This is a genomic window from Photobacterium kishitanii (assembly GCF_003026355.1).
In the GTDB taxonomy this organism is placed as follows: domain Bacteria; phylum Pseudomonadota; class Gammaproteobacteria; order Enterobacterales; family Vibrionaceae; genus Photobacterium; species Photobacterium kishitanii.
In genome coordinates this window covers 46,755-70,106 of sequence record NZ_PYON01000013.1, presented here as the reverse complement: position 1 = coordinate 70,106, position 23,352 = coordinate 46,755, and the positions used below count along the sequence as shown (strand labels likewise).

General features: G+C 41.5%; 20 protein-coding genes and 1 tRNA gene. 9 read left to right on the top strand and 12 right to left on the bottom strand.

The genetic code is table 11. The features are described 5' to 3' along the window. Positions 1–250 precede the first annotated feature (250 nt). The 3 genes from C0W29_RS15080 (at position 251) to ilvN (ending at position 4,622) form a co-directional block, all read left to right on the top strand. Positions 251–2,074 carry an AMP-dependent synthetase/ligase gene (locus C0W29_RS15080; RefSeq protein ID WP_045041782.1) on the top strand — a complete coding sequence of 608 codons (1,824 nt, stop codon included), beginning with the start codon at positions 251–253 and terminating at the stop codon, positions 2,072–2,074. Positions 2,075–2,406: 332 nt separating this feature from the next. Then, the gene (locus tag C0W29_RS15075; protein ID WP_045045349.1) at positions 2,407–4,125 is read left to right on the top strand and encodes an acetolactate synthase 3 large subunit; all 1,719 of its coding nucleotides are present in this window, start codon (positions 2,407–2,409) and stop codon (positions 4,123–4,125) included. Further along, positions 4,125–4,622 (top strand): acetolactate synthase small subunit, encoded by a 498-nt coding sequence (ilvN, locus tag C0W29_RS15070; protein ID WP_045041784.1) that lies wholly within the window; start codon positions 4,125–4,127, stop codon positions 4,620–4,622. The genes C0W29_RS15075 and ilvN overlap by 1 nt, the downstream gene beginning before the upstream one ends. Positions 4,623–4,694: 72 nt before the next feature. Here the strand turns inward: ilvN and C0W29_RS15065 are convergent, their stop codons facing one another. The 7 genes from C0W29_RS15065 to rpsU all read right to left on the bottom strand — a co-directional run bounded on the left by C0W29_RS15065 (position 4,695) and on the right by rpsU (position 12,402). Beyond that, positions 4,695–5,318, bottom strand: coding sequence for an FCD domain-containing protein (locus tag C0W29_RS15065; protein ID WP_036796492.1), 624 nt, complete (start codon positions 5,316–5,318; stop codon positions 4,695–4,697). 388 nt (positions 5,319–5,706) lie between these two features. Beyond that, positions 5,707–7,119, bottom strand: a complete 1,413-nt coding sequence (pykF, locus tag C0W29_RS15060) for a pyruvate kinase PykF (protein ID WP_036796155.1) — start codon at positions 7,117–7,119, stop codon at positions 5,707–5,709. Positions 7,120–7,626: 507 nt separating this feature from the next. Then, positions 7,627–7,702 (bottom strand) — tRNA-Ile (locus tag C0W29_RS15055). A gap of 180 nt (positions 7,703–7,882) precedes the next feature. Then, positions 7,883–9,733 carry an RNA polymerase sigma factor RpoD gene (gene rpoD, locus C0W29_RS15050; protein WP_045041785.1) on the bottom strand — a complete coding sequence of 617 codons (1,851 nt, stop codon included), beginning with the start codon at positions 9,731–9,733 and terminating at the stop codon, positions 7,883–7,885. Between the two features lie 92 nt (positions 9,734–9,825). Beyond that, a complete protein-coding gene (gene dnaG, locus C0W29_RS15045) occupies positions 9,826–11,580 on the bottom strand; it encodes a DNA primase (protein WP_036796153.1) in 1,755 nt (584 codons plus the stop codon). Between the two features lie 131 nt (positions 11,581–11,711). Beyond that, positions 11,712–12,155, bottom strand: coding sequence for a GatB/YqeY domain-containing protein (locus C0W29_RS15040; protein WP_036796152.1), 444 nt, complete (start codon positions 12,153–12,155; stop codon positions 11,712–11,714). A 31-nt stretch (positions 12,156–12,186) separates the two neighbouring features. Continuing rightward, the gene (gene rpsU, locus C0W29_RS15035; RefSeq protein ID WP_005301411.1) at positions 12,187–12,402 is read right to left on the bottom strand and encodes a 30S ribosomal protein S21; all 216 of its coding nucleotides are present in this window, start codon (positions 12,400–12,402) and stop codon (positions 12,187–12,189) included. 248 nt (positions 12,403–12,650) lie between these two features. Between rpsU and tsaD the strand changes: the two genes are divergently transcribed. Beyond that, positions 12,651–13,667, top strand: coding sequence for a tRNA (adenosine(37)-N6)-threonylcarbamoyltransferase complex transferase subunit TsaD (tsaD, locus tag C0W29_RS15030; protein WP_036796150.1), 1,017 nt, complete (start codon positions 12,651–12,653; stop codon positions 13,665–13,667). A 64-nt stretch (positions 13,668–13,731) separates the two neighbouring features. Here tsaD and plsY read toward each other — a convergent pair whose 3' ends face one another. Beyond that, positions 13,732–14,346, bottom strand: a complete 615-nt coding sequence (gene plsY, locus C0W29_RS15025) for a glycerol-3-phosphate 1-O-acyltransferase PlsY (RefSeq protein WP_036796149.1) — start codon at positions 14,344–14,346, stop codon at positions 13,732–13,734. A gap of 250 nt (positions 14,347–14,596) precedes the next feature. Between plsY and folB the strand changes: the two genes are divergently transcribed. From folB to C0W29_RS15010, 3 genes are read left to right on the top strand one after another with little or no spacing between them, the layout of a single operon-like run. Next, positions 14,597–14,950 carry a dihydroneopterin aldolase gene (folB, locus tag C0W29_RS15020; protein WP_045041786.1) on the top strand — a complete coding sequence of 118 codons (354 nt, stop codon included), beginning with the start codon at positions 14,597–14,599 and terminating at the stop codon, positions 14,948–14,950. After that, positions 14,950–15,423: a 2-amino-4-hydroxy-6-hydroxymethyldihydropteridine diphosphokinase gene (gene folK, locus C0W29_RS15015; protein WP_036796147.1), complete on the top strand. Its 474-nt coding sequence runs from the start codon at positions 14,950–14,952 to the stop codon at positions 15,421–15,423. Before folB ends, folK begins: the two co-directional genes overlap by 1 nt. A gap of 56 nt (positions 15,424–15,479) precedes the next feature. Continuing rightward, positions 15,480–16,283, top strand: a complete 804-nt coding sequence (locus C0W29_RS15010) for an undecaprenyl-diphosphate phosphatase (RefSeq protein WP_045041787.1) — start codon at positions 15,480–15,482, stop codon at positions 16,281–16,283. A gap of 52 nt (positions 16,284–16,335) precedes the next feature. On the opposite strand, the gene C0W29_RS15005 is transcribed toward C0W29_RS15010, so the two are convergent. Next, a complete protein-coding gene (locus C0W29_RS15005; RefSeq protein WP_045041788.1) occupies positions 16,336–17,571 on the bottom strand; it encodes a multifunctional CCA addition/repair protein in 1,236 nt (411 codons plus the stop codon). Positions 17,572–17,843: 272 nt separating this feature from the next. On the opposite strand from C0W29_RS15005, the gene C0W29_RS15000 reads away from it, so the two are divergent. Continuing rightward, entirely contained in the window at positions 17,844–19,469 is a 1,626-nt protein-coding gene (locus tag C0W29_RS15000) for an AAA family ATPase (protein ID WP_045041789.1), read from the top strand. Next, positions 19,469–20,410: a general secretion pathway protein GspB gene (locus tag C0W29_RS14995; protein ID WP_045045348.1), complete on the top strand. Its 942-nt coding sequence runs from the start codon at positions 19,469–19,471 to the stop codon at positions 20,408–20,410. The genes C0W29_RS15000 and C0W29_RS14995 overlap by 1 nt, the downstream gene beginning before the upstream one ends. 86 nt (positions 20,411–20,496) lie before the next feature. On the opposite strand, the gene C0W29_RS14990 is transcribed toward C0W29_RS14995, so the two are convergent. From C0W29_RS14990 to C0W29_RS14980, 3 genes are all read right to left on the bottom strand, one after another. Further along, the gene (locus tag C0W29_RS14990; RefSeq protein ID WP_045045347.1) at positions 20,497–21,108 is read right to left on the bottom strand and encodes a TIGR04211 family SH3 domain-containing protein; all 612 of its coding nucleotides are present in this window, start codon (positions 21,106–21,108) and stop codon (positions 20,497–20,499) included. 114 nt (positions 21,109–21,222) lie between these two features. Next, positions 21,223–22,488: an inorganic phosphate transporter gene (locus C0W29_RS14985; protein WP_036796139.1), complete on the bottom strand. Its 1,266-nt coding sequence runs from the start codon at positions 22,486–22,488 to the stop codon at positions 21,223–21,225. A gap of 31 nt (positions 22,489–22,519) precedes the next feature. After that, positions 22,520–23,200 (bottom strand): TIGR00153 family protein, encoded by a 681-nt coding sequence (locus C0W29_RS14980; protein WP_036796137.1) that lies wholly within the window; start codon positions 23,198–23,200, stop codon positions 22,520–22,522. Positions 23,201–23,352: the final 152 nt, after the last annotated feature.

Below are 23,352 nucleotides of genomic sequence, written 5' to 3'. Positions count from 1 at the left end.
AGCGGTGATATTTAAGACTCGTATTTCCACACAGATTTTTTCTGTTATGGGGGCATGTTATTTATAGATTCTTACACTTTTACCGTTTACTTAAAAAGTTATTGAAGACAATAAGTAAGCAGGTATAGAGTGATGTGGATCATTAGAAACTATAATTTAATATGCATTATAGTTGGCTTTTCAAAGACTGAATTGTAGACTGCACCTCTCAAATAAGCTTACAAGTGTAAGCTAAAAAAACAGAGTACTTATGGCACAACATGATTTCCATATTGTTCACCGTATTCGTCAGCAAATTGCGCGCTTAGGCGACAGTCCTGCTTTACGTCATCAAGTTGATGGCGAATGGCAAGATATTAGCTGGAATAATTTTGGTGAAAAAATTCAACAATTGGCTTTGGCATTGTTAAATCAAGGTTTAGCAGTACAAGATAAAGTCGGTATCTTTGCTAATAATATGCCTCGTTGGACCGTTGCTGATTTTGCCTCGTTATATAACCGTTGTGTTACGGTTCCTATTTATCCAACTAATACGCCTCAGCAAGCGGCATATATTATTAATGATGCCAAAGTAAAAGTATTGTTTGTTGGTGAGCAAGCTCAGTTAAATGCTGCGGTTTCTATTGCTGATCAGTGTCCAGGTTTAGAACTTATTGTCGCGTTAACTGATGATATTGAGTTACCTCAGCATCCTTTAGTTTGCCATTATGTGGATTTTTTAAAGACCGCCACCTCAGAACATCAATCAGAGCTTGATGTGCGCCTTGGCGATTTAGCGATGGATGATTTACTGACGCTAATTTATACCTCGGGTACTACAGGTACGCCAAAAGGGGTGATGCTTGATTATGCTAATGTCGCTTCACAAATTATTGCCCATGATGAACGACTAGCATTAGATGAAGGTGATACTTCACTGTGTTTCTTACCTTTATCACATGTGTTTGAGCGTGCTTGGACATTTTATGTGTTGCACCGTGGCGTGGTTAACTGTTATCTAGCTGATACTAATAAGCTTAAAGAAGCATTAGTGACGGTTAAGCCTAACTACATGTCTGCTGTGCCACGAGTGTATGAAAAAATATATTCAGGTGTGCATGAGAAAGTGTCTCGAGCGCCGATTCACCGTAAGATCATTTTTACTTGGGCAGTGAATATGGGGGCAAGAATGTCACTTGCTCGTCAGCAATGCCGTGAACCATCATGGTTATTAAAAAAGAGCTATAACCTTGCGGATAAAATAGTGCTATCTAAGCTACGCGCAGTGCTTGGTGGTAATATTAAATGTATGCCATGTGGTGGTGCTAAGTTAGATGCGGGTATTGGGCGTTTTTTCCATGCGATGGGGGTTAACGTTAAGTTAGGCTATGGCATGACAGAAACAACTGCGACAGTATCTTGTTGGGATGATCGCTGTTTTAATCCAGATTCAATTGGTATGCCGATGCCGGGTGCTGAAGTTAAAATTGGTACAGACAATGAAATTTTAGTTCGCGGTCCAATGGTTATGCGTGGCTATTATAATATGCCGGAAGAAACCGCTAATAACTTTACTGAAGATGGTTTTCTAAAAACGGGTGATGCGGGTTATATTGATGAGCAAGGTAACTTGTTTATTACTGATCGTATTAAAGAATTAATGAAAACTTCGGGTGGTAAATATATTGCACCACAAGTGATTGAAGGTGCGATCGGTAAGGATCATCTGATTGAACAAATTGCAGTAATTGCCGATACCCGTAAATTTGTCTCGGCGTTGATTGTGCCATGCTTTGAAACATTAGAAGAGCATGCTCGCGAGTTGAACATTAAATATAAAGACCGCATAGAACTGGTTAAACATAGCCAAATTGTGGAGTTAATTGAAAAACGTGTTATTGAGCTGCAAAAAGATTTAGCCCGTTTTGAGCAAGTGAAAAAATTTACCTTGTTACCAAAATCGTTTTCGATGGATAAAGGTGAACTAACACCAACGCAAAAACTGCGTCGTAAAGTGATTCAAGATCGTTACCATAAAGAGATTGAACATATGTACGAAGAAAGCCACAAAAAAGCCCAGCAAAAAGACGACTAAGCCGTTTTTTGCTTACATTTAAGAAAGAAGCCTTATTGGCTTCTTTTTTTATGGTTATTACACAGTGATATGTACTGATTTATTACTTAATAATAGTGATTGGTAGTAGTGTGCTAATTAATAGTTATATAAAGCATCACTAATTTTAACCGCGATAGATAAAAACCGTAAACTCCCATTTTGCTCTAGTAATGAATGCTGCAAAAGCGTTAAGGTTGTTGCAGTTATTTATAGTTGTTATTACAACTGTGATAAACATAGCATGCTTAGTCATGTTTTTTATTAGGCTAAAAATAAGCCCTAACTATGTTTCATCGATCTGGAGACAAAATATGGAAATGTTGTCTGGCGCAGATATGATCGTTCGTTCAATGATCGATCAAGGCGTTAAGCATATCTTCGGTTATCCCGGAGGTTCAGTACTTGATATTTATGATGCGCTGCATGAAAAAAGTGATATTGAACATGTACTTGTGCGTCATGAGCAAGCAGCAGTGCACATGGCTGATGGCTATGCTCGAGCGACGGGTGATGTTGGTGTTGTACTGGTCACTTCTGGACCGGGTGCAACCAATGCTATTACCGGTATTGCTACCGCTTATATGGACTCGATCCCATTAGTGGTACTGTCTGGTCAAGTGATGAGTAATCTGATTGGTAATGATGCTTTTCAAGAGTGCGATATGGTTGGTATTTCACGACCTGTCGTAAAGCATAGCTTTCTAGTTACTAAACCTGAAGATATCCCCACTATTATCAAAAAAGCCTTTTATATCGCAGCGAGTGGCCGTCCTGGGCCTGTTGTGGTCGATATTCCTAAAGATATGCTTAATCCTGCAGAAACCTATCCATATCAATATCCTCAATCGATAGCATTACGTTCATATAACCCTACTACGCAAGGCCACAAAGGTCAGATTAAGCGTGGCGTTAAAGCCTTATTAGCAGCGAAACAACCAGTGCTTTATGTTGGTGGTGGCGCGATTATGTCAAGTTGCAGTGAGCAACTAATGACCTTAGCTGAAAGCTTAAATATTCCGGTAGTAAATACGCTAATGGGGCTCGGTGCTTTTCCGGGAACGCATGAAAAATGTTTAGGCATGTTGGGGATGCATGGCACTTATGAAGCTAATATGGCAATGCATAATGCTGATTTGATTTTTGGTATTGGGGTTCGATTTGATGATCGTACCACCAATAACCTTGAGAAATACTGCCCTAATGCCACCATTATGCATATAGATATTGATCCATCATCGATATCGAAAACGGTGGCTGTCGATATACCGATTGTTGGCTCTGCCGAAACTGTTCTTACTAGCATGCTAAAGCTGATTAATGAGCAAGACAGCAATACGAATCAAGCAGCATTACAGTCGTGGTGGCAACAAATAGCAACTTGGCGTCAACGCCAATGCCTTCGTTATGACACCACCAGTGGCCGTATTAAGCCACAACAGGTGATTGAATCCTTGTATCGCCTCACAGATGGTGATGCATATGTCACTTCTGATGTTGGTCAACATCAAATGTTTGCTGCTTTGTATTATCCATTTGATAAACCACGTCGTTGGATTAATTCTGGTGGTCTTGGCACCATGGGCTTTGGTTTGCCTGCGGCGATGGGGGTTAAGTTTGCATTGCCAGATGCAGAAGTGGTATGTGTAACGGGCGATGGTAGTATTCAAATGAATATTCAAGAGCTTTCTACAGCATTGCAATACGATATTCCGGTAAAAATTATTAACCTTAATAATCGTTTTCTTGGAATGGTAAAACAATGGCAGGATATGATTTATCAAGGGCGTCACTCTCAGTCTTACATGGATTCTGTACCTGATTTTGCAGCGATTGCAGAAGCGTATGGCCATGTTGGTGTCCGTATTTCTGATCCAAAGTTGTTGGATCAGCAATTAGAGCAAGCACTGGCACTGAAAGATAAATTAGTCTTTATTGATATTAGCGTTGATGAGACTGAGCATGTATACCCAATGTTGATCCGTGGTGGTGCAATGAGTGATATGTGGTTAAGCAAGACGGAGCGAACTTAATGCGTAGAATTATTTCAGTATTACTTGAAAACCAGCCAGGTGCGCTTTCTCGAGTGGTGGGACTATTTTCTCAGCGTGGTTATAATATTGAGTCATTAACTGTTGCACCGACTGATGATCCAACCTTATCACGGTTAAATATTACCACTCAGGTTCAAGATGAGGCTGCTTATGAACAAATTGAGAAGCAACTTCATAAATTAATTGATATTTTAAAGGTAAGTAACGTTACTGAATCTGATCATATTGAGCGGGAGTTGATGCTGGTAAAAGTTAAGGCTAGTGGTTTTGCGCGCGCAGAAGTAAAACGTACTGCGGATATATTCCGAGGCTTAATTGTTGATGTTACCAGTAAGATTTATACCATTCAATTAACAGGAACCGGTGAGAAGTTAGATGCGTTTTTAGCGGCGATAGGTGAGGCAACTGAAATTATTGAAGTCGCACGTAGTGGTATTGTTGGCCTTGCTCGTGGTGAACGCGCTTTAAAAGTATAATTCTGTTGTAAACAAAAAAAACCCATGCCATCTAGGTGTCATGGGTTTTGTTATGTCATTAGCTTAGTAAAACTAGAGATAAGGACTGACCGAGCTAACCGCATTTTTTGAGTGGTTATTCATGATTGTTTGTGCAAGTTCAATATCACGATCTAATACTGCCTTCATTAACGCTTCATGCTCACCAGCATCGCTATAACGATTTTCGCTATCACGAGATTGACTTAGCCAAATATGACGATAACGTTTTAGTTGATCATAAATATCAAGGTAAAGATCAAGCAACACTGGCGAATTACTACCCGATAAAATAGCAATATGAAAATCACCATGACGTTGTTCCCACTCTGAGAGATCAGCATCATCAGATGTAGGATTAAGGCGACTTAATTTATGGTAGCTAGTGAGAATATTGAGTTCCCAAGCCTCATCACCCTGCAAAATCGCTTTTTTTAATAATTCATGTGAGATTAATTGATGAGCATTAAATAGATCAGTTAATTCTTCCACTGAAACTGGCGCTACCCAGCAACCTTTTTGGGGGGCAAATTTAACATACTTTTTCCACGATAATTGGACTAATGCTTCACGAATAGGGGATGCACCAATTTGGTAATGTTCTTTCAAATCGGCAACAACAAGTTTTTGTCCGGGAGTCAATTTGCCAAGCAAAATATCTTGTCGTATGACCTCCATGATTTTATTGGTTTGCGTAGGACTGGACACAGTTTCCCTCTTTGTTGTTATATTTATTCGACATCATACAGACATAACCTTTAGTAGCAGTTATTGATGTATCAGTATCTATTGACAAGGAGTATAACTGGCTTTGTTTATTGCTTAAACATTAAAGAAGCAGATAAGCAATGATTAAAATATATTTGTAGTGTGAATGTGATGTTTTTAGTGTATTGATTTATAAAATATATTTATGGTGAGTGTTTGTTGAGGTGTATTTTATAAATTGTTGGTGTTATTGGCAGTATTGTATATAAAGCAGGCTATAAATGTGTCGTTATTCAGGAATTATCTATAAATAAAAAGGGAGCCTAAGCTCCCTTTTTTAAGGTCTGTTTACGAACAATTATAGTACGTGAACAGATGCAGTATTAGTTGTACCTGAAGCAACAAGTGCACCAGAAACCATTACTACGATATCGCCTTTAGCGCCAAGACCAGTTTCTAACGCTAGTTCTTTACCACGAAGGTAGAATGCGTCAGTACTATCAATTGACTCAACAACAACAGGTGTAACACCTTTAGAAAGACATAGCTGTGCTGCTGTCTTAGTATTTGTTGTTACAGCAAGGATACGTGCTGTTGGGAAGTACTTACGGATTGAACGAGCAGATTTACCTGCTTCAGTTGCAACGATGATTAGCGGAGCGCCTAGCTTCTCTGCTGTATCAACTGCACCTTTACATACCGCTTCAGTGATACGTAGACGTGGGCTATCTAGACGTGAACCTAGCTCAGCTTTAAGTACTTTATCTGTACGTGCACAGATTTGCGCCATGATAGTTACAGCTTCAATTGGGTATTTACCCTTAGCTGATTCACCAGAAAGCATTACTGCATCAGTACCATCCATGATTGCGTTAGCAACATCACCCGCTTCTGCGCGTGTTGGACGTGGGTTCTTGATCATTGAATCAAGCATTTGTGTTGCTGTGATAACAACTTTACGAGCGCGGTTACACTTCTCGATCATCATCTTTTGAGCAAAGATAACTTCTTCAACTGGGATTTCAACACCAAGGTCACCACGAGCAACCATGATACCGTCAGATGCTTCAAGAATAGCGTCAAAGTTATCAACACCTTCTTGGTTTTCGATCTTAGAAATGATCTGAATGTTAGCGCCGCCGTTTGCTGCTAGTAGAGCACGGATTTCTAGTACGTCTTCAGCCTTACGGATGAAAGATGCAGCAACGAAATCAACACCTTGCTCACAACCAAACTTAAGGTCAGCTTTATCTTTTTCAGCAAGTGCTGGAAGTTTTACAGAAACGCCAGGAAGGTTAACACCTTTGTTTTCACCTAGGTCACCGCTGTTAAGTACTTTACACTTAACTTCAGTTTCTGTTGTTTCCAACACTTCCATTTCAATTAGACCGTCGTCTACAAGGATAATGTTGCCTTTTACTAGGTCTTTAGCAAAACCAGGGTAAGTCACAGCCACACGGTCTTGGTTACCGATTACAGATGTATCTGTTGTGAAAGTGAAATCTTGACCAGCTACTAGAGTGAAGTCATTACCACCTTCTAGCTTGATAGTACGAATTTCAGGACCTTTAGTATCTAGCAAAATTGCTAGTTCTTTGCCTGTATTAGCCATAACTTCACGTAAGTTAGTGATACGCTGACCGTGTTCTTCAAAGTCACCGTGTGAGAAGTTAAGACGCATTACGTTCATACCAGCGTTAGCTAGTTTAGTAAGCATTTCTACAGATTCAGTTTTTGGTCCAATCGTACATACGATCTTGGTCTTTTTCATTGAGGATACTCTCCGGACGAACTTGCTACCCAAGGGAAAATTAACATTAATCAATATCGGATAATCAACCCGTGGTTGCTATCTGATAGTGAGTAATGGATAAATAAAAAACTCTTTAAATATTACTTTAAAAAAGCGTTAGTGCGCTTTTGTAAAGTTCATCTTCAAATGATGTTGAGTGAGGTTAAATCCCCTGCATTATCATTGAGCAAGCAGATAAATGCCTTTAGAACATTGATCCTAGCCCCAATATTCAAGCGCAAGATTATAGCAGATATTCCACCATTTAGCACCCTGAGATATAGCTGTTCATTGTTGATATTGCGTGTGACATAAAAATGATGATTATGTGGAAAAATAAAAACAAAGCTTTGCTATTTATCAAGTGTCGGTGTGTTAATTATATTTTTGTGCAGTTACAGCAATAAAAGATGGAAGTTGGTCATTTTTCTGTGGTTTGAAAACGAAAAAAGGCTGAAGTAAAAATACTTCAGCCTTTTTGAAATTTGGTGGCCCCTCCCAGACTTGAACTGGGGACCAAGCGATTATGAGTCGCCTGCTCTAACCACTGAGCTAAGGGGCCATATGCGGCAAATTATAGGGGATGGCGTGGCACTTGTCTAGTGATTAACACCAAAAAATTGTTTGCTTTTTCGGCAGTTAGAATAATTGAATTAGTATCTCAAACTTTTAATGTTGCTATTGCATATAATAAAAAAGCGAGCTCAAGGCTCGCTTTTTTTGATAACGTTATCGAGTTTACTTATTCGTCAAGGAAACTACGAAGTACGTCTGAACGACTTGGGTGACGTAATTTACGTAACGCTTTCGCTTCAATTTGACGGATACGCTCACGAGTAACATCAAATTGCTTACCCACTTCTTCTAACGTGTGGTCAGTATTCATATCGATACCGAAACGCATACGAAGTACTTTTGCTTCACGTGGGGTTAAACCCGCGAGTACATCGTTAGTTGCAGCACGCAAGTTAGTCGCAGTCGCTGCATCCATTGGTAGTTGAAGTGTCGTATCTTCAATAAAATCACCTAGGTGAGAATCTTCATCATCACCAATTGGTGTTTCCATTGAGATTGGCTCTTTAGCAATCTTCAATACTTTACGAATCTTGTCTTCCGGCATTTGCATGCGTTCAGCCAATTCTTCCGGTAATGGCTCTCGGCCCATCTCTTGAAGCATCTGACGTGAGATACGGTTCAATTTATTGATGGTTTCAATCATGTGCACAGGAATACGAATAGTACGTGCCTGGTCAGCGATTGAACGTGTGATTGCCTGACGGATCCACCATGTGGCGTAAGTTGAGAATTTGTAACCACGACGGTATTCAAATTTATCAACGGCTTTCATTAGACCAATGTTACCTTCTTGGATGAGATCCAAGAACTGTAGGCCACGGTTGGTGTACTTTTTGGCAATAGAGATTACAAGACGTAAGTTTGCTTCAACCATTTCTTTTTTCGCACGGCGCGCTTTTGCTTCACCGATTGACATACGACGGCTGATGTCTTTGATACGCTCAATAGACAGTCCCGTTTCTTGCTCAAGTATGCGTAACTTCAACGTTGAACGACGAAGATCTTCTTCATAGTTCTTTAGACGTTCAGCGTAAGGCTTACCTGAGTTAAGTGCGGTATCAATCCAATCACTGTTTGATTCATTGCCCGCAAATAGGCTAATGAACGTTTTCTTTGGCATTTTGCTGTTATCAACACACATACGCATGATAAGACGCTCGTTAGTGCGTACCTTATCCATAGAGTCACGTAGTGAGCTAACTAGACGATCAAATTGCTTTGGAATTAAACGGAATTGCTTGAAGATCTCTGATAGTTCTTCAACGGCAACTTCAGTGGTAGCGTGTTGACGACCGTGTTGATTAATGGCTAAAGCCATTTTTTCATAGGATTGACGTAGTTCTAGGAACTTTTCACGTGCTAATTCTGGGTCGATGCTACCATCGTCTTCTTCTTCGTTTTCCGCATCTTCGTCGTCGTCGTCTTCAAGATCTTTATCTTCATCTTCAAGATCGGTTTCGCTGAGTTCTGAGCCAATGTGTGTTGCTGTTGGTGCTGCGGTAGCTTCTTCGTTAGGATCAACGAAGCCTGAAATGATATCAGTTAGACGAAGTTCATCGGCTTCAACTTTGTCAAACTGCTCAAGTAAATGAGCAATTGCTGAAGGGTATTCAGCAACAGAGCATTGAACTTGGTTAATACCATCTTCAATGCGTTTTGCGATATCAATTTCGCCTTCGCGAGTAAGTAGTTCAACCGTACCCATTTCGCGCATGTACATACGCACAGGGTCTGTTGTGCGACCGATCTCGCTTTCTACGCTTGATAATGCTTGCGCCGCTGCTTCAATGGCGTCTTCGTCGGCATTATCTTCAGTCATCATGAGTTCATCGGCATCAGGGGCAGTTTCAACTACCTTAATGCCCATGTCATTAATCATTTGAATAATGTCTTCAACCTGATCAGAATCAACGATATCTTCTGGTAGGTGGTCATTTACTTCGGCGTAGGTCAGATAGCCTTGTTCTTTGCCTTTAGCGACAAGTAACTTTAGCTGTGACTGCGGATTTTGCTCCATAGACGGTATCCAACTTCGGGTCTGAGTGATAATTTAGTATGCAGAGTTGCAAACCAGTCATTATAACAAATTTCTTAATTGTTGACTACTTATTAGACAGGGCGATTCAGCGTTAATAGCTGTAATTCCTGCTTTTCTTCGACTGATAAGCCGACAGTTCTTGATTTAGTCTGCAACTGTTCAATTTGTTGATTAACGCATTGGATAATAATGTTATCCATTGCATCTAAAAATACATCGAGGCTGTTGTCTTCATCATTCGACAACGGTAGCTCCCACGCGGCAAGCCGAGCCATCATGGCTTCATTCTTGGTGCCGCGCCAATATTCTAAAAGCTGTCCAGTGCTAATATTGGGATTGTTTCGGCATTTATCAACTATCGAGAGCAATAAATTTAAACCTGCGAGCTCAATACCAGCAAATGCGTCCATATCAAATTCAAGCTGTTGCACAAAGTGTGGATGCTGAATTAATAAGGCAATAACTTCTCGCATCGGGGTGCGTTTAATTTGCACTTGGCCGACCGCTTTAGTGATCTGGCCATGTTTTGATAGCAGCTGCTGTAACTGTGCTTCATCGGGTAAACCGAGTTTTTTACCGAGTAACTCACGCAAGTATAGTCGCAGAGTGCCACCAGGTACTTTATCAATTAAAGGAACCGCTAATGTGGTTAGCTTGGCTTTTCCTTCGCGACTACTGGTATCAATCTGAACCATTAAGCTATTAAACAAAAAGTCCGATAGCGTTGTAGCACACTCGATGCGTTGTTCAAATTGTGCTTTGCCTTCTGCACGAATACAAGAATCTGGATCTTCGCCATCAGGTAAAAACATAAATTTTAATTGGCGGCCATCGGTTAAGAAAGGCAATGCCTGTTCCATTGCGCGCCAAGCGGCTTCACGTCCTGCACGATCACCGTCATAACAACACACAATAGTGCTGGTTTGACGAAATAGGCTTTGAATGTGATCGCCAGTGGTGGCGGTACCCAAAGATGCGACGGCATAATCGACGCCAAATTGAGCTAGAGCTACCACATCCATGTAGCCTTCAACCACCATGATTTTTTCAGGCTCACGATGGGTTTGTAATACTTCATATAAACCATAAAGCTCACGACCTTTATGGAAAATATCAGTTTCTGGTGAGTTAAGGTATTTAGGGGTACCTTCACCTAATACTCGACCACCAAAACCAATTACTCGTCCACGGCGATCATGGATCGGAAACATCACTCGTCCACGAAAGCGATCATAGCGACGACCTTGGTCGTTTTCGATCAGCATTCCAGTGTTAACAAGTGCTTTTTGCGATTCATTATCACGCCCAAAGCGAGTGCGTACCATGTCCCATTGATCGGGAATAAAACCGATATTAAATTTTTTAACTATATCGCCAGATAAGCCACGACCTTTGAGATAATCAACGGCAATCTGAGCATCTTGTGCTCGTAATTGTGATTGATAAAACTGTGATACTTGGCCCATTAATTCATAGTAGTTACGTTTATCTGCCGCTTTTGGCCCACGGGGTGCGGTGCCGTCATTTTCTCGTGGAACTTCTAATCCTAACTGTGAAGCTAACTCTTCAATGGCATCGACAAACTCTAATCGATCATACTCCATGACGAAGTCAAGTACGTTGCCATGAACGCCACACCCAAAACAATGATAGAACTGTTTTTCTTGGCTTACCGAAAAAGATGGTGTTTTTTCATTATGGAATGGGCAACAGGCACCAAAGTTCTTACCTTGTTTTTTGAGTTTTACACGCGCGTCAATGACATCGACAATATCATGTCGAGAGATCAAATCATCGATAAATGAACGCGGTATTTTTCCTGCCATAACAAAGTAAACAACCTAGAGTTAGTCAAAAAGAGTGTAACGGTAACACCGTTAAAGTGAGGATTGTCAGATACAAACAAGCCGCGCATTCCGAAAGAATAGCACGGCTTGTTGCAGAATAAGAGGAGTGATTAACCTAGCTTGATTTTCACCAGCTTGCTAACAATCCCCATATCGGCACGACCCTGAATTTGCGGTTTCAGTACGCCCATGACCTTGCCCATATCTTGCATGTTGACAGCACCAGTTGCAGCGATAGCTTCATCCATCAGAGCAGAGATTTCATCTTCACTTAATGGTTGAGGCATAAATTCTGCAAGAACACTGATTTCAGCATGTTCAACATCAGCAAGATCTTGACGGCCTGCAGCTTCATATTGTGCTACAGAGTCACGACGTTGTTTCACCATTTTGGTCAACACTACTAACACGTCGTCGTCGGAAAGAGTGATCTTTTCGTCAACTTCGCGTTGTTTAATTGCAGCAAGCACCAAACGGATGGCACCAAGACGAGGTTTATTCTTCGCCTTCATCGCCGCTATTTGTTCGCTTTTTAGGCGTTCAATAAGAGTCATTACGCGATCCTTCTGTTTTATAATCTAACGATTAGTACAGACGAACGCGACGCGCGTTTTCGCGAGCCAATTTCTTCAGGTGACGCTTAACTGCCGCTGCTTTAGCACGCTTACGTACAGTTGTTGGCTTTTCGAAGTGCTCACGACGACGAACTTCAGAAAGGATACCTGCTTTTTCGCAAGAGCGCTTGAAACGACGTAGTGCTACGTCAAACGGTTCGTTTTCACGTACTTTGATTACTGGCATGTAATACTCACCTCAGAGTGATTCGGTTTAATACTGACGTCAAAGTGTCAGTCGATTAAAATGGTGCGAAATTCTAATCTGATTTGGGGGTATTTGTAAAGCATTCTACGCCTATGAACTGGTTAATTTGTGTTAACAGCGGTAACATGGCACTCAATTACCCCCTTACAAACCTATGTGAATTATCGGTTGTTATTGAAACTAGACTGATTTTTTATATTGGATCACCGAATAGTATAGAGGCTGTTATGCGTATATTGGGCATTGAGACCTCCTGTGATGAAACAGGTATCGCAATTTTTGATGATGAAAAAGGCTTATTGGCACATGAACTTTACAGTCAAGTAAAGTTACATGCCGATTACGGCGGTGTGGTGCCAGAGTTAGCATCACGCGATCATGTTAAAAAAACCATTCCATTAATTACTGCAACATTAGCCGCTGCGGGCTTAACCCCTGACGATCTTGATGGCGTTGCTTACACCGCTGGTCCTGGTCTTGTTGGGGCGTTATTGGTCGGTGCGACAATCGGTCGTAGCCTTGCGTATGCATGGGATTTACCGGCAGTGGCTGTACACCACATGGAAGGCCATTTATTGGCACCCATGTTGGAAGATAATGCGCCTGAATTTCCATTCGTAGCACTGCTTGTCTCTGGTGGACACACCATGATGGTTGATGTACGTGGTATTGGTGATTATCAAATCCTTGGTGAATCAGTTGATGATGCGGCGGGTGAAGCATTTGATAAAACGGCTAAGATGATGGGTTTAGATTACCCAGGAGGCCCGCTATTGTCCAAAATGGCAGAACAGGGCACTCCAGGCAGATTTAAGTTCCCGCGTCCAATGACGGACCGCCCAGGGCTTGATTTTAGTTTTTCGGGTTTGAAGACATTTGCTGCCAATACTATTCGTGGCAATGATGATGATCCACAGACACGTGCTGATATTGCTTATGCATTTCAAGAAGCAGTGGTAGATACTTTAGCCATTAAGTGTAAGCGAGCATTGAAGCAAACCGGTTATAAACGCTTGGTGATTGCCGGTGGTGTAAGTGCTAATAAATCATTACGCCAGCAACTTGAAACCTTGATGAAAGGCATGCACGGTGAAGTGTTTTATCCGCGTACTGAATTCTGTACAGATAATGGCGCTATGATTGCTTATGCTGGTATGCAACGTTTGAAAAATAATGAATTAATGGATCTTGGCGTTAAGGTTTATCCACGTTGGCCGATCGATCAACTGAAGCCTGTTGCTTAATAGCGGTTATGTGTTAATTGAAACAAAAAGCGAGAATCAATGTTCTCGCTTTTTTTATGCATTTTTATTGCTTTTCGTTACTTTTTCGGGCAAATTTCTGCCATATTTTAGTTTCGTCGCCATCGAGTAAACGGCGAATGTTGTCCTGATGGCGGAAGATAATTAAGCAAGAAAGCATTGAAACTGGCATGGTGTATTCAGGTTTTACCATCCATGTCATCAGTGGTGCAGCCAAGGCAGTGATTAAAGATGCTAGTGAAGAGTAGCCTGTTAGTGCTAATGCTAATATCCAGATACTAATTAAGCTACCGCTAAGATCCCAACCGATAGGTGCTAATGCACCAAGCGCAGTTGCGACGCCTTTGCCACCTTGGAAATGAAAGAAAATCGGATAGATATGACCCAGACAAGCAGCAATGCCGATAATGCCTAACAGAAATGGGTTTAAGCCAAAAAAATAACTTAACCATACTGGGATCATGCCTTTGAGAATATCAGCAACAAGAACTAATGTTGCTGCAACTTTGCCGCCGAGGCGAAGTACATTGGTCGCACCTGGATTATGTGAACCATGAGTTCGAGGATCAGGGAAATGGTACAGTTTTGAAATTAACACTGCACTGGAAATTGATCCTAATAAATAGGCAGCAATGATCATCAGTAACGCTAATGGTGTCATCCAATATCCCGATTATTTAAAGTTAAGTTGTGCTATGTATCGATAGTAAATGTTAGCTAGATCTTATCTTTATTAATATTGCAGCTGATAAATATCAGCGTGTTTATGGCTGTGATATAGTCACGATTATGGTCAACATTGAGTGTATTATTGACCTGTTAGCATTTATTAACGCTAGCTTATATAGCCTGATAATACGCGTTTTTGTGTGTATTAGGTATCCGACCTCTAACAAAATTAGCGATTAAATATGGATACGGTATTTATAGAACAACTTGAAGTTATCGCCACTATTGGAGTGTATGACTGGGAACAACAAATCAAGCAAAAATTAGTGTTGGATTTGGAGATGGCTCACGATAATCGTCCTGCGGCAGCAACTGACGACGTTAATTTAGCGTTAGATTATTCGACGGTAAGTTCAGCGGTTACTGAGCATATTACTCAAGGCCGTTTTTTGTTAGTTGAGCGGGTGGCTGAAGATATTGCCAATTTAATTATGACTCGTTTTGCAGTGCCATGGATTAAAGTGCGAGTCACTAAACCAGGTGCTATAGCTAATGCTCGCGGGGTTGGGGTGCAAATTGAACGAGGTCTTAAGTAGTGATCACCGCTTATATCAGCATTGGCAGCAATGTTGAGCGTGAACATTATTTACCGGCAGGCGTCGCTGCAGTTGCGCAGCTGGCAACGTCATGGCGGATGTCACGTGTGTTTGAAGCTGAACCGGTTGGTTTTGATGGCGATAATTTTTTTAATAGTGTGGTTGAAATAAAAACATCACTATCATTAGCTACGCTGCAACAGTCGTTAAAAGCGATTGAGCGCCAACTCGGGCGACCTGAGAATGCGACTAAAAATCAAAGTCGTACCATTGATCTTGATATTTTACTTTATGGTGATGTGATCAGTGAATGTTCGCCGAAGTTACCACGCTCTGATTTGTATAAATTTGCCTTTGTCTTGTGGCCGATGAGCGAGTTATGTCCTGAGTTAGTTATTCCTGGGCAGCAACAAACGATTGCTGAATTATGGCAAAAATTTTCACCTCAACAGCAACTATGGCCTGTTGAATAATCTTGAGTAAGTTATTACTTGTATTGATAGTTAATAATATAAATTAAGGATAATGAATGAGTCACTTTGAAGCGATTATGCTTGCCCTGTTACAGGGATTAACAGAATTTTTACCTGTATCAAGCTCAGCCCATCTTATTTTACCTTCAGAAATACTGGGTTGGCCTGATCAGGGGCTGGCATTTGATGTTGCAGTGCATGTAGGAACGCTATTAGCGGTAATGATTTATTTCCGTAAAGAAGTCGTTACATTACTTGGTGCGTGGCTAGCTTCAATTTTTAAGCGTCAACATAATGCTGAATCGAAATTGGCATGGATGATTGTTATCTCAACTATTCCTGCCTGTATTTTTGGCCTGTTGATGAAAGACTTTATTGAAATGTATTTACGTTCAGCATGGGTTATTGCTTGTACGACAATCATTTTTGGTTTGTTGCTATGGTGGGTTGATAAACACGCTAAGCAAACAGACAATGAATATCAAACCACATGGAAAAGTGCAGTGCTAATCGGTTTAGCACAAGCAGCAGCTATCATTCCAGGTACGTCTCGTTCAGGCGCAACCATGACGGCAGCATTATATTTAGGCTTTACACGTGAAGCGGCAGCACGGTTCTCATTCTTAATGTCGATTCCGATCATTCTTCTTGCTGGTGGTTACTTAGGTCTTAAGCTAGTAACAGGGACTGAGCCAATTGATATTAGTAACCTTAGTATTGGTATCGCGGTGTCGTTTGTTAGTGCATATGCCTGTATCCACGTGTTCTTAAAGTTAGTAACCCGTTTAGGAATGACACCATTTGTTATCTATCGTTTAATTTTAGGTGTTGGTTTATTCCTATTTTTATGGGCTAAATAATCACAATAAGCGCCTTACAAAAAAGCCGACAGTATGTCGGCTTTTTTGTGGATCAAGATGAGGTTCGAATCGATTGTAAGTATTCATCGACGGCTTGAATACGCGCTTGAGTCAGTTGATGTTTGATATCCGCCCCAGTAAAACCTGCGGCAATGATCGGTTTTACGGATACAGCTTGCGCAATATCAAAAACGGCAATAACGATATCAGCCTGGGGATATGCAGTCTCTTCTAAACCTTGACGACCTCGAGCATCTGCACGACAACATATTGCTAGTTGTGCAATACGTTCTGGTTTTCGCCAGCCATCGATTTGATCAAAAATAGTAATAAACGTACTCGCTCGCATTTCTTGTGCATGGTGGATTTTAGTATGTTGAGCGCATACTAGTAGTGCGAGATCACGGTAGTCATTGGGAACTTTAAGTCGTTGGCATAGCTGTTTGATTGGTTTAATCCCATCACGGCAATGGGTTTTATGGTGGGGTAAATCATCTTTAGGTGATAGTGCCTTACCGAGATCATGTACTTGGGCTGTAAAACGAATAATCGTATTGTCACTGAGCAATGCTGCTTGTTTAGCAACTAAGAGTGTATGGATACCACAGTCGATTTCAGGATGCCATTTAGCGGGTTGTGGTACCCCAAATAAAGCATCGATTTCAGGCATGATCACCGCTAATGCACCACATTGGCGCAATACGGTTAAAAATATTTGAGGATCTTGAGTTGAGAGTGATTTTTGCCATTCTTTCCAAACTCGTTCTGGGGTCAAATTTGATAATTCACCACTGATAACAATCTCTTGCATTAATGCCATGGTTTCAGCTGCGATGGTAAAACCCAGATGAGCAAAACGAGCAGCAAAGCGTGCAACTCGCAATACCCGCAAGGGATCTTCGCTAAATGCTGGTGATACATGACGTAGGATTTTATGTTCTAAATCATATTGACCTGAGTAAGGATCGATTAACTGCCCGTGTTGATCTTGCGCAATCGCGTTGATGGTTAAATCTCGTCGTAATAGATCTTGTTCGAGAGTAACATCGGGGGCGGCATAACAGGTAAAGCCAGTATAACCATGGCCTGATTTACGTTCAGTACGTGCTAGGGCATATTCTTGTTTGGTTTGAGGGTGAAGAAAAACGGGGAAATCATTGCCAATTTGTTCATAACCTAAATCAAGCATCATGGCAGGGGTTGTTCCCACAACCACCCAGTCTTGATCTGTTGTGGGTAAGCCTAATAAGGTATCGCGAACAGCACCGCCGACAAGATAGGTTTGCAATGAAGACTCCTTAAATACCGCAGGGGTTAATAGTTGTAGATCACAATAAAAATCACCATTATCACATCATGATAATGTTAATCGGTATTATTTTGTTAACCAATATACACTGATTTATTTAGCATCATGATAGCAAAGATCGATTCGCAATGAGAGTTTGTCAGTATTTCGCGATTTATACTGTTGCTGATTTTGTCGATGCTGTTACTGAATGCGCTTATCGATAGTGTCGACAATTTATCCATACATAACTTAAGTATCAGAGTATATATATGTACCAAGATTTTTTTGGCATAACCGAAGCACCATTTTCAATTGTGCCAAGTGCCCGTTTTCTTTATCTCAGCGAGCGTCATCGAGAGGCGTTAACTCATATGTTGTCCGGGTTAACTGATGGTGGCGGCTTTGGGTTATTAACTGGCGAGGTTGGAACGGGCAAAACCACAGTGCTGCGGGCAATGATTTCGCGGTTACCACAGCAAGCACAAGTCGCTGTTATTTTAAATCCAGCGCTGTCATCCCATGATTTATTAGCGACTATTTGTGATGAATTAGGCTTAAGTTATCGTGATGAGGCGAGTTTTAAGCAATTAACCGATATTATTTATCAGCATCTGATTGCTAATCATGCTGCGGGTCGACAGACATTACTATTAGTTGATGAAGCTCAGCATTTAATGCCCGACGTGCTAGAACAATTACGCTTGCTGACTAATCTAGAAACGGACAGTCGTAAATTATTAAAGGTAGTGTTAATTGGCCAGCCTGAATTACAGCAATTGTTACAGCAAGAGCGGTTACGCCAATTAGCCCAACGTATTACTTCCCGCTACCATTTACTCCCATTGACTGAAACTGAAGTGAGTGAGTATATTCATTATCGTTTAAGTGCGGTTGATTGCCTCTATCCAGTATTTAATGCCAATGTAATCAGCTATATCGCCAAACAAACTCAAGGTGTACCGAGGTTAATCAACTTGGTATGTGATAAGTCAATGCAGTTAGCGTGTCAGGGCGGGACGCATAGCGTTACTAAAACGATGGCTATTCAGGCTTGTGAAGATATTTTAAGTTGGCAAATACCGTCCACTGCCGCTCCTCGTTCTACAGCTTCATGGTTACCTTGGACCATTGCGGCGACATTATGTGGCGTGATGGCAACCGTAGCATGGCAATATTGGCCACCATCGAGTTTGTCACAACCATTAAAATTAACGACAGCAAGCGCTCAAGTTTCAGCTGCTGCAAAAACAATAACTCCTGTTGCAGCGACGACTACGACGAGCGTTGAGTCACGTTTAGCTGAGGTTATTAATGATAGCCGTCAGCAACGTAATGCGATGCAGAGTTTGTATCAATTATGGGGTTTTGATACAGCATTAAATCAAGCGACTTGCGCGACCAGTTCTCGAATTGCACTAACCTGTTTTTCTGGGTCAACCACCTTAGCTCGGCTAGGACTGATTAATCGACCTGTGATCGTGACTTTAAAAGATGGCCAGCAACAGCCGTTCTATGCGGTGGTTTATGCCATTACTGATGATCGGATTGAATTGCTATTGGATCATCAACGTATTTCAGTTACACCTGCATGGTTTGAAGCGCGTTGGGATGGTCAATTTAGTTTGCTATGGCGTCCACCATTAGGTGATAAGACCACGATTCGCTTTGGTCAAAGTGGTGCTCGAGTGGCATGGCTAAATCAGCAGTTGAATACTTTCTTAGGGGATAACGGACCTCAGGTGCGCTATTTTGATCAAACGGTACTCGATAAATTACGTCGTTTTCAGCGTTCGCAAGATATTGCAGCTGATGGTATTGCCGGGCCAATGACGCTGATGATCCTCGATTCAGCCCTTAATTTCCCAGGGCCTACGTTACAACCGGAGCAAGCATAATGTCTCAGTTATTAACGGCATTAAAGCAGTCAGATGCAAATAATGCGACCCAATCAAGCCAAGGGAACAGTAATGGTGAACCGATGAAAATTGTGCATCCGATGCGAGCGGTTAAAGCACAACAATCTCGATCTAAGTGGATTGTACCAATTTTGATTGCCTTGGTGCCCGCGGCTTCGATTGTGGCTTATAAGCTGTATCAACAGCATTCATTGGCGGCGATAGCAAAGCCAGCATCAGTGGCGTTATCAATGCCAATTAATGCTGTTTTAGCACCGCCTAAAAAAGCAGTATTAGCCCCAGTAGAGGCTGATACTGATGTGATGTTTATGGCGTATCCGCAATTGGTTACTGAACCATTACCGATCAGTGATAGCCTTTATTCTGCCTCTCCAGCAGAGCAACCTCAGATGAATACGCCGTTAAATGATAATGATGACCAGTATTCTAATCTAGGACCAACTTATGATGATGTGGCGGTGATTGATCCCGTTAAACACGTCTCTAAGACATCAACAGCGGCTCATGACCCCTACAAGCTAGATAATCTCGATTTATCTGATTTATCTCCAGATCTTGCAGCTAAGCTTAAATCAGCGATAGTTGCTACTGATGGTGAGCAATATCAAGATAGTGATGTTGATCGTAGTGCTGTAGAACGAGATAGTGTGCCAGTAACAACGGCCGTTGCGGCAAAAAAACAAGTAACGCCAATTGGTTTATTACCCACAGCAGTGCAACGAAAGTTACCTAAAATGAACTTTAATCAGCATATTTATTCTTCTACCCCGGCGAAGCGATGGGTAAAAGTGAATGGTCATGAACGTCATCAAGGTGACATGGTAGCGGCAGGGGTTAAATTAGTAAAAATTGAATCACGAGATGTGATTTTGGCATTTGACGGCTATCAATTTAGTATGCCAGCACTATCTGAATGGTAATAGTGACCGCTGATTAATTAATCAACAGGCAGCTAATGTGTTAGCTGCCTTTTTGGTGGATTCGTGAAATAACACTAAGTGGTTGCTTACGCCCAGCCATTGGTACGTTTGCGACGACGAGGTGTGATATGTGGTAACAGTAATCCAAATAACAACCCTGCTCCAGCGACTAGCCCGCCATAAGTAAACCACCTCATCAACAGGTCATCTTTTTGAGTATCAATTTTGGCACGTAAAGTACGCACTTCATCTTGAGCAATCGTTAGTTCGTTTTGTAATTGATTATTACGGGTTTCAAATTGGTTAATTTGGCTATTACGTTGAACCAACGTTTTATTGAGTTCGCTATTTTGGGCGTTATTACTTGTTAGTGCCTCGGCAAGCTGCGCTTTTACTGTTGTAAGTTCAGCTTCTAGAACCGGTAAACGCTCTTTGAGTGCGACATCGGTAGAAAGAAACTTAGATTCAACCCAGCCACTACGACCTCGGTCATCGGTAATATGGCTATAGTTTTTATTGGTTTCTAATACTGTTACAGGTGAGCCAGCATTAACACTACCGACAATGCGGTATTGGTTACCTGGACCTTTTAGTAGGTAAGTAAATAAGTTATCAGAAATATAATGAGCTTGTTCAGCATTAGCTATCGGGCTAATTAGTGTACAACAGAACAAAAAAAAGCTTATGAGGTGCTTCACTATCGGATCCTTGATGAACCTGAAATGGTTGGGATCGAGGATAGTAAGAGCTTTAAAGGAAGGGAGCAAGAAAAGAGAGAGGGGGAGACCTCTCTCTTTGAACTCTGCCACTATTTAACTAAATAATGCTTGCATAATGTAGAAGAAAATGACAGCAAGTAATGCACCTGCTGGTAAAGTCACAATCCATGATGCAACGATGTTGCGAACAACACCAAGGTTAAGAGCAGCAATGCCGCGAGCGAAACCTACACCCAATACCGCACCAACAAGAGTTTGTGTGGTTGAGATAGGTAAACCTGTGCCTGATGCTAGTACAACAGTTGATGCTGTTGCTAACTGAGCAGCAAAACCACGGCTCGGTGTTAACTCTGTGATGCCTGTACCTACGGTAGCCATTACTTTATGACCAAGAGTAGCTAGACCGATGACGATACCAATACCACCTAGTGGAAGGATCCACCATGCGATTTGGCTTTGCGCTGCAATTTGTCCTGAGTGTTCAATGGTTGAAACAACCGCTGATAGTGGACCAATTGCATTTGCTACGTCGTTTGAACCATGGGCAAATGCCATCGCACACGCAGTAACAACCATCAATACGCTAAATACACTTTCCACACCAGCATAACCATTGCTATCAATTAGATCATCATCAGCATATTTACGCTGAATGTAGAAGTAACCTACAATCATGATAACCAAAGAGACACCAATGGATGCGATCCAAGCTTCACCTGTCGATAAATGCAAACCTATATGCTTCAGACCTTTCTTAATTGTTACCAATGCAATGACCATCGCCGTGATAAACATATAAACAGGAACGAAACGTTTTGCATTTTTCATCGGGTTATCAGTATCAAAGATTAATCTTTGAGCACTGATAAAAATCAGATACGCAAATATACCGGCAATAAGCGGTGTAATTAACCAGCTACCCACAATACCTTGGATTGAATGCCAATCCACTGCATTGGTGCCAACTGACACACAAGCAAAACCGATGATAGCACCGATAATTGAGTGTGTTGTTGAAACAGGCCAGCCCATAAAAGAAGCGACAAGTAGCCATGTACCAGCAGCAAGAAGCGCTGACATCATGCCAAAAACGAGGGTTTCAGGGTGGGCTGCATATAGAGAAGTTTCGATAACACCCTTGCGAATAGTATCGGTAACTTCACCACCTGCAAGATAAGCACCTGCAAATTCAAAAATCATCGCAATGATGATCGCTTGTTTTACTGTAAGTGCTTTTGAACCAACTGAAGTACCCATGGCATTGGCAACATCATTTGCACCAATACCAATCGCCATCAAAAGACCAAAAAAAGCTGCCACTCCAATTAATAGAGTGCCGTAGTTAGCCAGGATTTCCATTGTAAAACCTTGTTTTGTTTAATTCCCGTTATTAAGAACGCGAGAGCATAATTTCTAAACGTGAGCCGACCCGCTGTGCTTGATCAGCAATTGCGCCTACCCACTCGAGAATTTTGTACAGGAACATGACATCCACCGGGCTGTGTTGGTCTTCGATGGACATTAATTGTTGACGTAAGACAACCTGCATAGCATCGGTATCGTCTTCGATAACATCTAGCTGATTAATCATTTCGGCAACAAGCGTCACTTCTCTGCCTTTGAAACCAGTTTCGAGTAATTCATCCAGTTCATTGATTACACGGCGAGCTTGATCAGCTGCGTCTAAACAACGTTGAATGTATGCCACAAAATCTGGGTACATGATAGCAGGCATCTGTAGCTTACGTCCTAAGACTCGACCAGCGATATCTTTGGAGAGGTTAGCTAATTTATCCTGCTGGGTTAACAGTCCTAACATATCAGTACGATCTACTGGCATGAAAAGACCACGAGGAAGCTTCAGACGGATCTCACGCTTAAGCACATCCGCATCTTTTTCAAGTTGCGAGATTTGTTCGCGTAAAATAGCCGCCTTTTCCCAGTCTCCAGCATTACATGCTTCAAAGAACGGGATAAGCAGATCACAACATTCAGTTACGCGAATAACATGACGTTGTAGTGGTTTGATTGGGGATTTTGCAAAGAGCCCCATTATTGTATTTACTGGCATAGCCGATCAACCTAAAGAGCGCCCGAATAAGGCTAAATCTTGAGCGATGGTCATTGAATCGCGCATGTTAACGTATTAAAGAGTATAGTGGAACCAGTTTTGATCAAGGTTTTATTGATATTTCTCACTTGCCCTTGAGTGAATAAGCAAAT

Excerpts from the sequence above, each read along its gene's own strand:
- C0W29_RS15080 (WP_045041782.1), top strand. The coding sequence starts at position 251 with ATGGCACAACATGATTTCCATATTGTTCACCGTATTCGTCAGCAAATT.
- C0W29_RS15075 (WP_045045349.1), top strand. The coding sequence starts at position 2,407 with ATGGAAATGTTGTCTGGCGCAGATATGATCGTTCGTTCAATGATCGAT.
- ilvN (WP_045041784.1), top strand. The coding sequence starts at position 4,125 with ATGCGTAGAATTATTTCAGTATTACTTGAAAACCAGCCAGGTGCGCTT.
- C0W29_RS15065 (WP_036796492.1), bottom strand. The coding sequence starts at position 5,318 with ATGGAGGTCATACGACAAGATATTTTGCTTGGCAAATTGACTCCCGGA.
- pykF (WP_036796155.1), bottom strand. The coding sequence starts at position 7,119 with ATGAAAAAGACCAAGATCGTATGTACGATTGGACCAAAAACTGAATCT.
- rpoD (WP_045041785.1), bottom strand. The coding sequence starts at position 9,733 with ATGGAGCAAAATCCGCAGTCACAGCTAAAGTTACTTGTCGCTAAAGGC.
- dnaG (WP_036796153.1), bottom strand. The coding sequence starts at position 11,580 with ATGGCAGGAAAAATACCGCGTTCATTTATCGATGATTTGATCTCTCGA.
- C0W29_RS15040 (WP_036796152.1), bottom strand. The coding sequence starts at position 12,155 with ATGACTCTTATTGAACGCCTAAAAAGCGAACAAATAGCGGCGATGAAG.
- rpsU (WP_005301411.1), bottom strand. The coding sequence starts at position 12,402 with ATGCCAGTAATCAAAGTACGTGAAAACGAACCGTTTGACGTAGCACTA.
- tsaD (WP_036796150.1), top strand. The coding sequence starts at position 12,651 with ATGCGTATATTGGGCATTGAGACCTCCTGTGATGAAACAGGTATCGCA.
- plsY (WP_036796149.1), bottom strand. The coding sequence starts at position 14,346 with ATGACACCATTAGCGTTACTGATGATCATTGCTGCCTATTTATTAGGA.
- folB (WP_045041786.1), top strand. The coding sequence starts at position 14,597 with ATGGATACGGTATTTATAGAACAACTTGAAGTTATCGCCACTATTGGA.
- C0W29_RS15010 (WP_045041787.1), top strand. The coding sequence starts at position 15,480 with ATGAGTCACTTTGAAGCGATTATGCTTGCCCTGTTACAGGGATTAACA.
- C0W29_RS15000 (WP_045041789.1), top strand. The coding sequence starts at position 17,844 with ATGTACCAAGATTTTTTTGGCATAACCGAAGCACCATTTTCAATTGTG.
- C0W29_RS14995 (WP_045045348.1), top strand. The coding sequence starts at position 19,469 with ATGTCTCAGTTATTAACGGCATTAAAGCAGTCAGATGCAAATAATGCG.
- C0W29_RS14985 (WP_036796139.1), bottom strand. The coding sequence starts at position 22,488 with ATGGAAATCCTGGCTAACTACGGCACTCTATTAATTGGAGTGGCAGCT.
- C0W29_RS14980 (WP_036796137.1), bottom strand. The coding sequence starts at position 23,200 with ATGCCAGTAAATACAATAATGGGGCTCTTTGCAAAATCCCCAATCAAA.